The sequence below is a fragment of the Mycobacterium colombiense genome (genome assembly GCF_001665835.1).
Taxonomy (GTDB): domain Bacteria; phylum Actinomycetota; class Actinomycetes; order Mycobacteriales; family Mycobacteriaceae; genus Mycobacterium; species Mycobacterium colombiense_A.
Map to the genome: position 1 here is coordinate 26,935 of NZ_LZSX01000022.1, position 17,694 is coordinate 44,628.

General features: G+C 69.2%; 1 pseudogene. It reads right to left on the reverse strand.

The window, feature by feature from the left end:
- Window positions 1–222 precede the first annotated feature (222 nt).
- Window positions 223–17,694 (reverse strand): annotated as a pseudogene (locus tag A5760_RS27745) (amino acid adenylation domain-containing protein); the annotation flags it as partial.

A 17,694-nucleotide genomic window follows, 5' to 3' on the forward strand; every position in this document is an offset into this window, starting at 1 on the left:
GCATACTTTCAGTACTGATCATGGATAGTCCAGCAACATACGGTATGGATTGGCTGCGCGACATTCGGCGTTTGAATGCCGCTCATCGCCGCATCGACCGTTATCGCAGGGTTATAGGCGGCAGGCCGTGGCTAGCCCGACATGCCAATAGCGCCAATGGCGGATAAACGAATGCGGCGCGGTCCGGATGGACCACGCCGCATTCGCGTTCGTCGGAAGTGATTACAGCAAGCCGAGCAGTTGCAGGTCGGTGACGTACTTGACGATCACCGGCGCGCTGACATGCGGGATGTCGTTGTCGGAACCGACTTTCGCTTCCTGCACCGCGGCGCGGAAGCGATCCGTCGGGGCGAAGGCACCGCGGGCCGGCTCGGCGGCCTGCAGGTTCTTCGGATCCCGCAGCAGCAACGTCAACATCTGCAGGACCGAGTTCTGCCGCTGCCGTTCCGGCAGGCCGCGCAGGCCGGTCTCGAAGCGCTGCAGCCACTCGCCGAAGTCGCCGACCCGCTCGATCGGGTAGCCGGCTTCGATCAGCCAGTCGACGTACTCGTCGAGCCCGATGCCGTCGTCGTGCGGGTTCATCACGTGGTACGTCTCGAACCCGTCCATCACCTGGGCGCCCAGTTTGGCGATGGCCTCGGCGACGAACTCGACGGGCAGGCCGTCGAAGTGCGCGCTCTGCCGGTTGCCGTCGGCGTCCAGCTGGTAGAAGGACTTGGGCGCGGTGCCGGTGGCCACGACGCTCAGGATCATCCGGGTGAAGATGTCCGCCACGTTGAGCTGACCGGCGTAAGTGGTGTCGGCCAGGATCATGTCGGAGCGGAACACCGAGACCGGCAGCGCGCACAGGTCGTTGGCCTCGCGCAGCAGGACCTCGCCTGCCCACTTGCTGTTGCCGTACCCGTTGGCGTAGCCGCCGTCGATGACGCGCCGGGCGCTGATGACCCGGATGTCGGCGTCCTCGGTGAACTCGGCCGGGTCGATCTGGCGGCCCACGTCCGAAGTCGACACGTACGCGTAGGGCTTCTTCTTCGTGGTGAGCGCCAACCGGATCAGCTCCGCGGTGCCCCCGACGTTCGGGGTGAACAGCTCGTTGTAGGGCAGGACACCGTTGACGACGGCCGCGGAGTCCACGATCAGGTCGACGGTGTCGGCCAGCCGCTGCCACGTCTCCTCGTCCAGGCCGAGGTTGGCCTGGCCCTTGTCACCGGCGACGACCTGCAGGTGCTCTTCGGCCAGTTCCTGGAAGTGCCGCAGCAGTTCCGGGTCACCGCTGTTGAAGGTCTTCTCCAGACGGCGCCAGGCGTCCTCGTCGGACTTGGCCCGCACCAGGCAGATCAGCTTGCCGTCGACCTGTTCCAGCTGCTCGAGCCATTCCAGTGCCAGGTAGCGACCCAGGAAACCGGTCGCCCCGGTCAGCAGGACCGTCCGAACCTCGGCGCTCGGACCGGGCAGCGTCGGCGCGGTCGACAACGTCGTCGCGTCGATGAACTTGTCCAGCGTGAGGTCGCGGGCGAACACCTCCTTGGCGTCGGCGCCGTGCACCGCCGCGAAGCCGGGTCCCGCGGCGCCCTCGGTGTCGGGACCGCTGGTGATCCGGTGCGCCAGGGCGCGCACCGACTGCGAGTCGAACAGGGTGCGCACCGACAGGGCGCCGTCGACGGCGGTGTTGATTTCGGCGATCACCCGCATCGCGGACAACGAATCCCCACCCAGTTCGAAGAAGGAGTCCTCGACCGACACCCGCTCCATGCCGAGGACGCGGGCGAAGATGTCGGCCACGATCTCTTCGGTCGGGTCGGCCGGCGCGATGTACTCGCCACCGCGCTTCTGGTACTCCGGTGCGGGCAGGGCGCGCTTGTCCAGCTTGCCGTTGACGGTCAGCGGCAGCGCATCCAAGGCCACTACCGCGGCCGGCACCATGTAGGCCGGCAACCGCTCAGCCAGCTGGATGCGGATCCCTACAGGGTCGGCGGTTCCGGTGATGTAACCGACCAACCGCTTGTCGCCGGGACGGTCCTCGCGGGCGATCACCGCGGCCTGCTCGACCCCGTCCAGTGCGGCGAGGGCCGCCTGCACCTCACCGAGCTCGATGCGGTAGCCGCGCAGCTTGACCTGCTCGTCGGCCCGCCCCAGGTACTCGAGCTGACCGTCGCGGCCCCACCGGACCAGGTCGCCCGTCCGGTACATCCGCCCACCCGGGCTGCCGAACGGGCAGGCGACGAAGCGCCCCGCCGTCAGACCAGGCCGGCGCGAATAACCCGTGGCCACACCGTGGCCGGCGATGTACAACTCGCCGACGACACCCTCGGGCGCCGGGCGCAGCCACCGGTCCAGCACGAACAGCGCGGCGCGCGGCACCGGCGAACCGATCGGCGCCGATCCCGTTCCGCTCTGCAGCGGCGCGCTCATCGCCGCGTACACCGTGCCTTCGGTCGGGCCGTACGCGTTGATCATCACCCGTCCGGGCGCCCACCGGTCGACAACCTCTACCGGGCAGGCCTCACCGGCCACCACCAACGCCGTCGACTCCAGACCCTCCGGCGAGAGCATGCCCACCGCCGACGGGGTCTGGCTCAACACGGTGACCCCTTCGGAGACCAGCAGCGCGTGCAGGTCGTCGGGCGAAGCCGCGACCGACTCGGGCACCACCACCAGGCGGCCGCCGTGCAGTAGCGCGCCCCAGATCTCGTGCACCGACACGTCGAACACCAGTGAGTGCCACTGCGCCCACACCCCCGCCTCCGGCAGGTCGGCGTGCAGCGTCTCCAGCAGCTGCGCGACGTTCGCGTGGGTCACCGCGACGCCCTTGGGCACGCCGGTGGTTCCCGAGGTGTAGATGACGTAGGCGATGTTGTCCGAGGACGGGATCGGCAGCGCCGTGCTGGCCTGGGTGGCCAGCGCCGGGTCGTCGACGTCGATGACCGTCGGGCTGCAGCCGTCCAGCCGGCCCCGCAGTCCCGCGGTGGTGACCACGGCGACCGGCTCGGCGTCGGCGAGCAGGAACTCGATCCGCGCGGCCGGCAGCGCCGGGTCGATCGGCAGGTAGGCCGCCCCGGTCTTGAGCACCGCAAGGATCGAGACGATGGCGTCGGCGGAGCGGGAGAACAGCAGCGCGACGCGCTCGCCCGGACCGGCGCCCTCTTCGATCAGCAGGCGCGCCATCCGGTTGGCGGCCTCGTCGAGCTCCCGATACGTCATCGAGCGGCCGTCGAAGGTCAGCGCCGCCGCGTCCGGGGTGCTGGCCACCTGTGCGGCGAACATGGCCGGGATGGACTTGCCGGTCGCCGGCTGGCTCAACACCACGCGGTTGCCACACTCGTCGAGCCACGCGTGCTCGTGCTCGTCGACGACGTCCAGCGACATCAGCCGTCGGGCCGGGTCGACCGTCATCTCCGACAGCACCCGCTGGAACCGCTCGGTCAGCTTCTCGATGCCGGCCGCGTCGAACACATCGGTGTCGAATTCGACGCGCAGGCCCAGCTCGCGACCCGGAAGCGCCATCACCGACAGCGGGTAGTGGTTGTACTCCCGGTTGGTGACATCGGTGATGGCCAACTCGTGGAAGCCCAACGGCACGCTGGTGTCGATCGGGTAGTTCTCGTACAGGAACAAGGTGTCGAACAGCGCGTCGTGACCGGTGACGTGGTGGATGTCGCTCAGCGCCAGGTGCTCGTGTTCGAGGGTGTCGTTGTGGTGCTGCTGCAGCTGCTCCAGCACGTCGGCGACGGTGGTCTCCGAGGTGATGCTGGCCCGCACCGGCACGGTGTTGATCAGCAGACCCACCATGGACTCGGCGCCGATCAGGTCGGCCGGTCGGCCCGACACCGCGGTACCGAACGCGACGTCATGCTGGCCGGTCAGACGCATCAGCAACTGCGCCCAGGCGGCCTGCAACACGGTGTTGACGGTGGTGTGGCAGGAGCGGGCCAGCTCGCCCAGGGCGCGCGTGGTCTCCGCGGACAGCCGGTAGGACTCCACGGCGCGCCGGCCGAGCCGCATCCGGCCCGCCGGGCCCACCAGGGTGGGCGTCTCGAACCCGTCGAGGACCTCGCGCCACGCCGCTTGCGCGGCGGTGCGGTCCTGTCCGGCCAGCCACGTCAGGTAGCTGCGGTAGGTGGCCGGCGCGGGCAACTGGTCGCCGTAGTAGTTGGCCAGGATCTCGCGCAGCAGGATGGGCAGCGACCAGCCATCCATCACGATGTGGTGGTTGGTGAGGACGAACCGGTACCTCTTGTCCGCGGTGCGGATCAGCGCGGCCCGGAATGCCGGGCGGTTGGCCAGGTCGCTCACCGCGGCGCGCTCGGCGGCGCACAGCTCCTCGACCCGCTGCTCGGGGTCGAGATCCTCCGCGCCCAGCTGGATGTAGCGCCACGCCATGACCGGATCGGCCGGGATGACCTGGACGGGCTCACCGAACTGCGGGCAGAACCGGGCGGCCAGGTTGGGGTGGCGGTTGACCACGGTGTGCACGGCGTCGTGCAGCCGGTGCGAGTCCAGCTCACCGGTCACGGTGATACCGAGCTGCACCGCATAGACGTCGTCGCCCGGGTCCTGCGCGAAGCTGGCGTGGAACAGCAGCCCCTGCTGCAGCGGGGTCAGCGGCAGGATGTCGGCGATCTGGTGCTGCTTGCTCAGCTCGTCGATCTGCGGCTGGTTCAGGCGCGCGGGCGCGACGTCCGACGGGGTCAACCCGCCGCCACCGCCCTGCACGTGGGCGCAGATGCCGGTCAGCGCCTCGAACCACAGCTGGCTCAGCCGGCTGATCTGCTCGCGGTCCATCGCGGAGGCCGCCCACGTCCAGTTGGCGTGCAGGTGGGGGCCGTCTTCGGTGTCCATGGTGCCGGCGTTGAGGTCGACGGTGTGCATCAACGGCATCGCCACCGCCGCGGCCGCGCCGCTCAGCGACAGGCTGTCGGGGCTCAGCCGCCACAGCTCACCGGGCAGATCGGCGGCCGCGCCCAGCCGTCCCAGGTAGTTGAATCCGATCACGGGGTCGGATCCACCCAGGTCGATATCGGGGTTCAGGTAGCGCAGCAGGCCGTAGGTCAAACCGTCCGGCAGGGCGCGCAGCTGCTCCTTGGTGGCCTTGATCGCCGCGCCCAGCGCGCCGTCGCCGGCGACCACATTCGCCCAATCCAGGCCGTCGACCGTCAGCGACACCGGGTACTTGGTGGTGAACCAGCCGACGGTGCGGGACAGGTCGACGTGCGGGCCGAGCTCTTCCTGACGACCGTGGCCCTCGACGTCGATGCCGATCGGCGTGCCGCTGCCCAGGAACTCCGTCCAGGCCAAGCCGAACGCGATCAACAGGATGTCCTGCACCCCGGCGTGGAACGCCGCGGGCACCTCACCCAGCAGCAGCCGGGTCGTCTCGACATCCAGCGACACCGACAACTGCTCGGCGGTCTGGTAGGTGTCCTCCTCGGGGCGCACCGCCGGCAGCACGGCCGGCGTCGCGACCACCTCGCGCCAGGCGTCGGCCTGCTCGACCACCGCCGGGCTCTGTGCGTGCTCGGCCAGCAGCGAGGACCAGCGTGCGAACGAAGTGCCACCCGTGGGCAGCGCCACCGGCTGGCCGCTGCGGTGCTGCGCCCAGGCGATGTTGAGGTCCTCGATCAGGGTCCGCCACGACACGCCGTCCACGGCCACGTGGTGGATGATCAACGCCAATTGGCTTGTCTCGCTTGCCCAGACGGCGCTCACCATCACTCCGGCGCCCGGGTTCAGCCGCGACCGGGCGGCCACCAGGGTCGCGTCGGACAGCTGGTCGACCGACTGCAGGCAGTCGGCCGCCTGCACGGTGCCCGGTTCGGGCGCCTGCAGCGACCAGCCGCCATTGCCGTCGTCCTCCACCCGCAGCCGCAGCATGGGGTGACGGTCCAGCAGCGCCTGCAGCACGACCACGACGTCCTCGGAGGTGACGCCGGCGGGTGCGGCCAGCACCATGGTCTGGTTGAAGTCGTCGATCGGGCCCTGCACGGTTTGCAGCCAGTGCATGATCGGGGTGGCCAGCACCGGCCCGATCCCCTCGTCGATCACGTCGGCCTCGTCGGCGCCGTCGGTGGCCACTCGGGCCAGCCGGGCGACCGTCTGCTCGACGAACACATCACGCGGGCGGCACATCACGCCGGCCGCGCGGGCCCGGGCCACCACCTGCATCGACAGGATGCTGTCCCCACCGAGGTCGAAGAACGAGTCGTCCACACCGACCCGCTCGACGCCGAGCACCTGGGCGTAGATGCCGGCCAGGATCTCCTCGGTGTGGTTGCCGGGGGCGCGGTATTGGCCGCCCCGCTTGTGGTACTCGGGCGCGGGCAGGGCGCGCTTGTCCAGCTTGCCGTTGACCGTCAGCGGCAGGGTCTCCAGCACGACGACCGCAGCCGGGACCATGTAGGCCGGCAGCCGCTTGCCCAGCTGGGTGCGCAGCTCGGTCGGGTCGGCGGTCCCGGTGATGTAGCCGACCAGACGCTTGTCGCCGGGGCGGTCCTCACGGGCGATCACCGCCGCCTGCTCGACGCCGTCCAGCGAGGCGAGGGCCGACTGGATCTCGCCGAGCTCGATGCGATAGCCACGGATCTTGACCTGCTCGTCGGCGCGGCCCAGGTACTGCAGCTGCCCGTCGGCGCCCCACCGGACCAGGTCACCGGTGCGGTACATCCGCGCGCCCGGCCCACCGAACGGGCACGCCACGAAGCGCGATGCCGTCAGTCCGGCCCGGCGGGCATACCCGGTGGCGACACCACGGCCGGCCACATACAACTCACCGACCACGCCTTCCGGCGCGGGCCGCAACCACTTGTCCAGAACGAACAACGCCGCGCCGGGAACCGGCGATCCGATCGGCGGAGCCCCCGACTCGCCGGCCAGCGGCGTGCTCATCGCCGCGTAGACGGTGGCCTCGGTCGGGCCGTAGGCGTTGATCATCACGCGTCCCGGCGCCCACCGGTCAACCACCTCGGCCGGGCAGGCCTCACCCGCGACCACCAGTGCCGTGGAGTCCAGACCCTCCGGCGAGAGCATGCCCACCGCGGACGGGGTCTGGCTCAGGACGTTGACCTTCTCGGCGACCAGCAGGGCGTGCAGCTCGTCGGGCGAGCCCGCGACGGACTCGGGCACCACCACCAGGCGCCCGCCGTGCAGCAGCGCGCCCCAGATCTCCCAGACGGAGACGTCGAAGACGAGCGAGTGCCACTGCGACCAGACCTTCCCCGGCCCGGTCGGCAGATCGGCGTGCAACGTCCGCAGGAACTCGGTCACGTTGCGGTGCGTGACCGCGACGCCCTTGGGCGTCCCCGTGGTGCCCGAGGTGTAGATCATGTACGCGATGTCCTCGGGCGCCGGCCCCGCCAGCGCGCTGCTGGGCTGGCCGTCCGCCGCGGCTTCGTCGACATCGACGACGGGCAGGTCGAACCCGTCCAGCCGGGTGCGCAGGCTGGCCGTGGTCACCACCGCGATCGGAGTGGCATCGCCGAGCATGAATTCCATCCGCGCCGACGGCAGCGCCGGGTCGATCGGCAGGTAGGCTGCGCCGGTTTTCAGCACCGCAAGGATCGAGATGATCGCCTCGGCAGAACGGGAGAACAGCAGCGCAACGCATTCGCCCGGGCGCGCGCCCTGGTCGGCCAACAGGTGCGCAAGCCGGTTCGCGGCCTCATCGAGTTCGCGATAGGTCAGAGAGCGATCGCCAAAGGTCAGCGCCACCGACTGCGGAGCACGCGCCACCTGGATGGCGAACCTCTCCGGGATCGACAACGGGGTCTTGACCGGCTTGGTCAGTACCTCCCGGTTGCCCCACTCGTCGAGTCGATCGTGCTCGCCGCCGTCCAGCAGATCGATCGACAACAATCGCCGTCCCGCACCGACGGTCATGACTGCTCCTCCAAGTCCACGGTCATGGCTTCCAGCACCCGCTTGAACCGCTCTACGAGCTTGTCGATCCTCGCCTCGCCAAATACGTCTGTATCGAACTCGACGCGAAGGCCTATTTCGTGGCCTGGCACGGCTTGTACCGAAAGCGGGTAGTGGTTGTATTCCCGATTGGTGAATCCAGTAATAGTTAACTCGTCGACGGCCGAAAGCGCGGCAGTATCGATGGGATAGTTCTCATACACGAACATTGTGTCGAAAATTTGGTCATGTCCCGTTACACGATGGATGTCATTCAGTGCTAAATGCTGATGATCCAAGGTGTCGGTGTAGGTGCGTTGTAGCTGGTCAAGCAGGTCGGCGATGGTGGTTTCGGCGCCGATAGTCGCCCGCACCGGGACGGTATTGATTAAAAGGCCCACCATGGCCTCGGATCCGGCCAATTCGGTCGGACGGCCCGAAACCGCTGTGCCAAACACCACATCGTGCTGTCCGGTCAGCCACATCAGCAGCTGCGCCCAGGCCGCCTGTAGCACCGTGCTGACGGTGGTGCGACACGAGCGGGCCAATTCGCCCAACAGACGGCTGGTCTCCGCGGACACGTGGAACTCCGCAAACCCGCGCGGACCAAGCGCCATGCGCCCCGACGGGCCCACCAGCGTCGGGGTGTCGAAGCCCTCGAGCACCTCGCGCCACGCCGCCTGAGCCGCGGCACGATCCTGCTCGGACAGCCAGGTGATGAAGCTGCGGTACGGCACCGGCGCGGGTAGCCGCACCCCGAAGTAGCTGGCGAAGATCTCTTGCAGCAGGACTGGCTTGGACCAGCCGTCGAGCACGATGTGGTGATTGGTGAGCACGAACCGGTACGTGTTCTCCGCCGTGCGGATCAGGGCACCCCGGAACGGCGGCTGCCCGGCCAGGTCACAGACCGCCACGCGTTCGGCGGTGGACAACAGCTCGACCTGCTCCGCGACGTCGGAGTCGGTGTCCAGTTCGACGTACTGCCAGGCCAGCTCCGGATCGGTCGTCATGACCTGCACCGGCTCCCCGAAGTCCTCGGAGAATCTGGCCACCACGTTCGGGTGGCGGGTGATGACGGTGTGCACCGCCTCCCGCAGCCGCTCCGGGTCCACTGCGCCCGTCACGGAAATGTCGAGCTGCACCGCGTAGAGATCCTCGCCGCCCTGGGCGGTGCCGGTGTGGAACAACAGTCCCTGCTGCAACGGGGTCAGCGGCAGCACGTCCGCGATCTGGTACTGCTGCTGCAGTTCGTCGAGGTCGCGCTGGCTGAGGCGGGCAGGCGCGATGTCGGACGGGGTCAAGCCGCCGCCGCCGTTGCGCACGTGCGCGCAGATGCCGGCCAGGGCGTCGAACCACAGTTCGCTGAGCCGGCTGATCTGCTTTTCGTCCAGCGCCGAGAGCGCCCACGTCCAGTTGGCCTGCAGGTGCGGGCCGTCCGTGGTGTCCATGGTGCCGGCGTTGAGTTCCACCGTGTGCGGCAACGGCAGCGCCACCGCCCAGGCCGCACCGGCCAGCTCGAAGCTGTCCGGATCCAGCTGCCACAGATCCGCCGACAGTTCGGCGGCGCCGCCGCCGAGCCGACCCAGGTAGTTGAATCCGATGACCGGATCCGAAACATCCAGTGCCGCTTCGGGATTCAGGTAGCGCAGCAGCCCGTAGGTCAAGCCGTCGGGCAACGCGCGCAGCTGTTCCTTGGCGTCCTTGATCAGCCCGCCCAGGGCCGCGTCACCGCCGATCACCTGGCCCCAGGACAGTCCACCGATCCGCAACGACACCGGGTACTTCGCGGTGAACCAGCCGACCGTGCGCGACAAGTCCACCTGCGGGCCCAGCTCTTCGTTGCGTCCGTGGCCCTCCACGTCGATGGCGATCGGCGCGCCGGTGCCCACGAACTGGGTCCAGGCCAAGCCGAACGCGATCAGCAGAATGTCTTGCACACCGGCGTGGAACGCCGCGGGCACCTCACCGAGCAGCAGCCGGGTCGTCTCGACGTCCAACGACGCCGAGAGCTGTCCGGCCGTCACGTAGGTGTCCTCGGGCTGCGCCTGCGGCAGCACCGCCGGGATGGCGGCCACCTGCCGCCACTCCTCCAGCCGCTCGACCACCTGGGGCCGGCGCGCGTATTCATCCAGCAGCGACGACCACCGCGCGAACGAGGTGCCGCCCACTGGCAGCGCCACCGGCTGGCCGCTGTGGTGCTGCGCCCAGGCGATGTTGAGGTCCTCGATCAGGGTCCGCCAGGACACCCCGTCGACGGCCAGGTGGTGAATGATCAACGCCAATTGGTTTGTCGCACTTGCCCATACGGCACGCACCAGCACACCGTCGGCCAGGTTCAGCCGCGACCGGGCGTCCACCAGCGCCGCTTCGGACAACACGTCGACCGACTCCACGCAGTCGCCGGCCTGCACCGAGCCCGCCTCGGGCACCTCGAGCGACCAGCCGCCGACGCCGTCGTCCTCGACGCGCATCCGCAACATCGCGTGCCGATCCAGCAGCGCCTGCACCACTACCGGCACGTCGTCGAACGTGACCTGCGCGGGCGCCGCCAGCACCATGGTCTGGTTGAACTGCTCGACCGGGCCGTCCATGTTCTGCAGCCAGCGCATGATCGGGGTGGCCACCACTGCGCCGAGCCCCTCGTCGACCACGTCGTCGTCGCCGCTGGCCACCGTGGCGACTCGCGCCAGCTTGGCCACCGTCTGCTCGACGAAGACGTCCCGCGGGCGGCACACCACTCCGGCCGCCCGGGCGCGCGCTACCACCTGCATCGACAGGATGCTGTCGCCGCCGAGGTCGAAGAAGGAGTCGTCGACACCGACGCGCTCCACCCCCAGCACCTGGGCGTAGATGCCGGCCAGGATCTCCTCGATCGCGCTCACCGGCGCCCGGTAGCGGTCGGCGTCCTGGTATTCCGGCGCCGGCAGCGCGCGGGTGTCCAGCTTGCCGTTGACCGTCAGCGGCAGCGCGTCGAGCACCACCACCGCCGTGGGCACCATGTAGCTCGGCAACCGCTCGCCGAGCTGGGCGCGAACCTCCGCCGGGTCGGCGGCTCCGGTCACGTAGCCCACCAGGCGCTTGTCGCCGGGGCGGTCCTCGCGGGCGATCACCGCCGCATGCTCGACGCCGTCCAGCGAGGCGAGCGCGGCCTGGATTTCGCCGAGTTCGATGCGGTAGCCGCGGATCTTGACCTGTTCGTCGGCGCGGCCCAGGTACTGCAGCTGCCCGTCGGCACCCCAGCGGACCAGATCCCCGGTGCGGTACATCCGCGCACCCGGGGCCCCGTACGGGCAGGCCACGAATCGCGTGGACGACAGTCCCGGGCGGCCGACATAGCCGGCGGCCAGCCCGCCGCCGGCGACGTACAGCTCGCCGACCACGCCGACGGGCACCCGGCGCAGCCAGCCGTCGAGCACGAAGAAGGCGAGGTTGGCCAGCGGCACCCCGATGGGGCTGACGTTGACGTCGACGTCTCCGTCGACGATCTCGCGGAACGAGGCGTGCACCGTCGTCTCGGTGATGCCATACATATTGATCATGCGGGGCAGGCCCGGGTGACGGTGCAGCCACGTCGACAACCGGTGCGGCTCCAGCGCCTCACCACCGAAGACCACCGTCTGCAACTTCAGCTGCTCACCCAATTCGGGCGCCAACGCATCGGCGCTCTGCAACGCGTAGAACGCCGACGGGGTCTGGCTCAGGACGCTGACCTGCTCGCGAACCAGCAACGCATGCAGGTCTTCAGCGGAGCGCACCACGGCATCCGGCACGACCACCAGGCGTCCGCCGTACAGCAGTGACCCGAAGACTTCCCATACCGAGAAGTCAAACGCCAGCGAATGACATTGCGTCCACACTTGGCCCAACCCGAGTTGAGCATCAAGTGTCTCCAGCAACAACGTCACGTTGCGGTGCGGGATGGCGACGCCCTTCGGGGTTCCGGTGGTGCCCGAGGTGTAGATGATGTATGCGATGTCTTCTGATGCCGGCACCGGCAGGGCGGTCGTCGGCTGGGTGCGCACGGCGGGGTCGTCGATGTCGACGATCAGGCCGTCGAACCCGTCCAGCCGGGAGCGTACCTCGGCGGTGGTCACGGCCGCGACCGGTGCGGCGTCGCCGAGCACGAACTCCAGGCGCGCCGCCGGCACGCCCGGGTCGATCGGCACGTAGGCCGCCCCGGTCTTGAGCACAGCGAAGATCGCCATCACCGCTTCGGCGGACCGCGGGATCACCACTGCCACCCGCTGCCCCGGACCGGCGCCCTGCTCCGTCAGCAAGTGCGCCAGCTGGTTGGCCGACTCCTCGACCTCGCGGTATGTCCACGACCGCTCGCCGCAGGTGATCGCCACCGCATCGGCGGCGCGGGCCACCTGCGCGGCGAACAACTCCGGAATCGACGCCTGCTCGCGCGGCCGGCGCGTCAGCATCGCCCGGTTGCCCCAGGCGTCGAGCCGCTCGTGCTCGGCGGCCTCGAGCAGATCGATCGACGAAAGCCGTTGTGCGGGATCGGCGGTCATGACTGCCATCACCTGACGCAACCGCTCGATCAGCCTTTCGACGCCGGACGCCTCGAACACCTCGGTGTCGTACTCGACGCGCAGGCTCAGTTCGTGACCCGGCGTGGCCACCACAGAAAGCGGGTAGTGGTTGAATTCGCGGCTGCTGAATTCGGTGACGGCCAACTCCTGGACGCCCAGCAGCGCACCCGCATCGATCGGGTAGTTCTCGTACAAGAAGAGCGTGTCGAACAGTTGGTCGTGGCCGGCGACGCGGTGAATCTCGTTGAGCGCCAAGTGTTCATGCTCGAGAGTCTCGGCGTGGACGCGTTGCAACTGCTCGAGCAGGTCGGCGACGGTGGTCGCGGCGGTGATGTTGGCCCGCACCGGAACGGTGTTGATCAACAAACCGACCATGGCGTCCGCGCCGGGCAATTCGGTTGGCCGGCCCGAGACCGCGGTGCCGAAGGCCACGTCGTGCTGGCCGGTCAGCCAGGTCAGCAGTTGCGCCCACGCACCCTGCAGCACGGTGCTGACGGTGGTCCGGCTGGAGCGGGCCAATTCGCTCAGGGCGCGGGTGGTGTCCGCCGAGACCGTATAGGTGGCAACGGCGCGCCGGCCGATCTTGCCCGGCGGCGCCACCAGCGTGGGTGCTTCGAATCCGTCGAGCGCCTCGGCCCAGGCCGCTTGGGCGCCGGCTCGATCCTGAGCGGCGAGCCACATCAGGTAGCTGCGATACGACGGGGGCGCGGGCAGCCGCTCGCCGTAGTAGCCGGCGAACACCTCGCGCATCAGGACCGGCAACGACCAGCCGTCGATGACGATGTGGTGAATGGTGAGCAGGAACCGGTGCCGATCGGGTGCGGTGCGGATCAACGCGGCCCGGAAGGCGGGCTGGCCGGCCAGGTCGCAGACGGCGGTGCGCTCGGCCGCGGACAGCTGCTCGACCTGTTCGTCGACGTCACCGCCGGTCAGCTCGACGTAGTTCCACGCCATCACCGGCTTGGCCGGGATGATCTGCACGGGCTCGCCGAATTCGTCGAGGAACCGGGCCGCCAGGTTGGGGTGGCGGTTGACGACGGCCTGCACCGCGTCGCGAAGCCGTTGCGGGTCAAGGGAACCGCTCACCGTGATGCCGAGCTGCACCGCGTAGAGGTCTTCGAGTTCCTGCGCGAAGCTGGTGTGGAAGAGCAGGCCCTGCTGGACGGGGCTGAGCGGCAGCACGTCGGCGATCTGGTGCTGCCGGCAGAGCTCGTCGATCTGCTGCTGGTCCAGGCGGGCGGGGGCGATGTCGGACGGGGTCAACCCGCCGCCCCCGGCACGCACGTGCGCGCAGATCCCGGTGAGGGCCTCAAACCACAACTGGCTCAACCGGTTTACCTGCTCGTCGGTCAGCGCTGACGGGGCCCACCGCCAGTTGGCGTGCAGGTTCGGCCCGGCCTCGGTGTCCATGGTGCCGGCGTTGAGTTCCACGGTGTGCGCCAACGGCATTGCGACCGCGGTGGCCACGGCGGCCGACGACAGGCTGTCCTCGCTGACGCGCCACAAATCCTCGGAGAGATCGGCTCCCGCCCCCAACCGGCCCAGGTAGTTGAACCCGATCACCGGGTCGGGACCGTCCAGGTCGACTTCGGTGTTCAGGTAACGCAACAGCCCGTAGGTCAGCCCGTCGGGCAGGGCGCGCAGTTGCTCCTTGGCGTCCTTGATCACCGCGCCCAGCGCGGCCTCACCGGCGACCACCTGCGACCAGTTCAGCGTGCCGTTGATCTTCAGCGCCGCAGGGTATTTGGTGGTGAACCAGCCGACCGTGCGCGACAGGTCCACGCGCGACGCCACCTCTTCCTGGCGGCCGTGACCTTCGATGTCGATGCCGATCGGGGCGGCTTCGCCCAAGAATTCGGTGAACGCCAGCCCGAACGCGATCAGCAGAATGTCTTGCACCCCAGCGTGAAACGCCGCGGGCACCTCCCCCAGCAGCAGCCGCGTCGTGTCGACATCCAGCGACGCCGTCAACTGCCCCGCGGTCGCGTAGGTGTCCTCGGCCTGCACCGCCGGCAGTGCCGCCGGGGTGGCGGCCACCTGCCGCCAGGCGTCGGCCTGCGCGGTCACCGCAGGGGTCTGCGCGTAGTCGGCGAGCAGCGAAGACCAACGGGCAAAAGATGTTCCGGGCGCCGGCAAGGCCACCGGCTGGGCGTTGTGCAGCTGGGCCCAGGCGATGTTGAGGTCTTCGATCAGGGTCCGCCACGAGACGCCGTCGACGGCAAGGTGGTGAATGACCAACGCCAATTGGCTTGTCGCACTTGCCCATACCGCGCTCACCAACGCCCCGTCGGCCACATTGAGCCGGCCGCGGGCCTCGATCAGCGCCGCGTCGGACAACGTTTCGACCACGCGCAGGCAGTCGCCGGCCTGCACCGAGCCCACCTCGGGCGCCTCCAGGGACCAGCCGCCGGCGCCGTCGTCCTGCACGCGCAGCCGCAGCATGGGATGACGATCCAGCAGCGCCTGCAGCACCGCCGCCACGTCCGCTTCGCTCACGCCGGCGGGAGCCGCCAGCACCATGGTCTGGTTGAACTCGTCGATCGGGCCGTCGATGGTCTGCAGCCAGCGCATGATCGGGGTGGCCACCACGGGCCCGATCCCCTCGTCGGCCGCACCGAACTCGCCGTCGGCCGCCACCTCGGACACCCGTGCCAGGCGAGCGACCGTCTGCTCCACGAAAATGTCTCGCGGGCGGCAGATCACGCCGGCCGTGCGGGCCCGCGACACCACCTGCATCGACAGGATGCTGTCGCCGCCGAGATCGAAGAAAGAGTCGTCGACGCCGACGCGCTCCACGCCCAGCACCTGGGCGTAGATGTCGGCCAGGATCTCCTCGATCGCGTCGGCCGGGGCCCGGTACTCGCTCGCGGCGTATTCGGGCGAGGGCAGGGCGCGCTTGTCGAGCTTGCCGTTGCCGGTCAGCGGCAGGGTGTCCAGCACCATCACGGCGGTCGGGACCATGTAGGGCGGAAGCTTGTCGGCCAGCGCGGCGCGCAGCGCCGCGGGGTCGGCGGTTCCGGTGATGTAGCCGACCAGACGCTTGTCGCCGGGGCGGTCCTCGCGGGCGATCACCGCGGCCTGGTCCACTCCGTCGAGTCCGGCCAACACGGCCTGGATTTCGCCGAGTTCGATGCGGTAGCCGCGGATCTTGACCTGCTCGTCGGCGCGGCCCAGGTACTGCAGCTGCCCGTCGGGGCCCCAGCAGACCAGGTCGCCGGTGCGGTACATCCGCGCGCCCGGGCCGCCAAATGGGTTGGCCACGAACCGCGATGCGGTCAGGCCGGGCCGGCGCACATAACCGTGCCCGACCCCGCGCCCCGCCAGGTACAACTCGCCGACCACGCCGGCGGGGACCGGCTGCAGCCACTGGTCAAGTACGAACATCGCCGCACCGGCTATCGGGGAGCCGATCGGCACCACCGGCGATCCGGGCACCAGCGGCGTGCTGATCGACGCGCATACCGTGGTCTCGGTCGGACCGTAGGCGTCGAGCATCACCCGCCCGGGCGCTGCCCACCGATCGACGACGTCGGTCGGGCAGGCCTCGCCGGCTACCACCAGCGCCGTGGCCTCCAGGCCGTCGGCCGGCAGCATCGCCACCGCCGACGGGGTCTGGGTCAGCACGCTGACTTTCTCCGCGACCAGCAGATCGTGCAGATCCGTCGGCGAGGACGCCACCGATTCGGGTACGACCAGCAGCCGCCTACCGCGCAGCAGGGCGCCGAAGATCTCCCACACCGAGAAGTCGAAGGCTGAGGAGTGGCATTGCGTCCACACATCCCCCTTGGGCAAGCCGGCGTCGAGCGACTCCATCAGCCACACGACGTTGAAGTGAGGAATCGCAACGCCTTTGGGGGTTCCGGTGGTTCCGGAGGTGTAGATGATGTAGGCGGTGTTCTCGGGAGCCGGCAGCGGCAGGGCGGTGTTGGGCTGGCTGTCGACGACCGGGTCGTGCACGTCGACGACCAGAACGTCATGGTCGTCCAGCCGCGAGCGCAGCTCCGCCGTCGTGATCACGGCGCTGGGTGCCGCGTCTTCGAGCACGAAATCCATCCGTGACGATGCGTGCGCCGGATCGATCGGCACGTACGCCGCCCCGGTCTTGAGCACCGCCATCATCGAAACGATGGCGTCGGCGCACCTGGGGAACAGCACCGCCACGCAGTCCCCCGGGCCGACTCCGTGGTCGGCGAGCAGATGGCCCAACCGGTTGGAGGCCTCGTCGAGTTCCGCGTATGTCATGGAGCGGCCGGCGAATGTCACCGCGACCGCCTCGGGCGTGCTCTGCACGTGCTCGGCGAATGCCTTGGGGATCGACTCGGGGGCGGGCACGGGCTCGTGCAGCGCCGGCCGGTTGCTCCACTCGTCCAGGAGGGCGGGCTCGTCTTGTGTCAGAAGATCGATCGACGACAGCGGCCGCTCCGGGTCGGCGATCATCTCTTCCAGGATCTGCTGCAAGCGGCCCGCCAGGTCGGCGACGCCGAAGCTGGCGAACGGCTGGCCCGGGCCCGCGGTGCTGAGGTGCAGCTGGTCACCCGCGCCGAGAAAGAACAGTCCGAAGTGCCCGACCGGGCCGTGGTTCGTATACGACGCGGTGGCCGGCGAGCCGGCGAGGTCCAGGGTCAATCTCATCGGGAGAAAATTGATCCCGACCCGATTCGGCGCTTGCCGCAGCCCGTCGCCGTCCAGGGTGTGCACCGGGAAGCGCTGATGCTGCAACAGCTCGCGGATGCGCTTGTCGACGTGCTTGCAGAAATCGGCGACGGTCGATTGCGGCTCCGTCGCCAGGACCAGCGGCACCACGCCGGCAAGCATCGCGGGAAGCGTTTTCGACTCCGGACTCACCCGCCGGCTGACCGGGAAGTCGAGCGCCACCTCCGAGCCGCTACCGGACCAGCCGCGCACCAAAAGGGCGCACGCGGCGGTGGTGACCGAAAAGCGCCTGATGGCAAGCTTTTTCGACAGCTCCTTGATGCGGTTGGCAACCGAGGGGTCCAACTGGACGGACGCGGACGGCGAGTAATGGTCGCGCTCGCCGACGGCCTCGGGCAGGCGGTCAACCGGTCCGCTCTCCGGCGGCAGGTGCTCGCTCCAATAGGCCTTGTCTTCGGCGTAGTCGTCGGAGGCTTCGTACCCCGACTCCAAGTCCACCAAGTCCTGCACCGAACCGAAGTAGGCGTCCGGAATCGGCTTTCCGGCCACCATCGCGGAGTAAATGGTTGCAACCCGGCGGCAAACCAGCGCCATGGCCAGACCGTCGATGGCG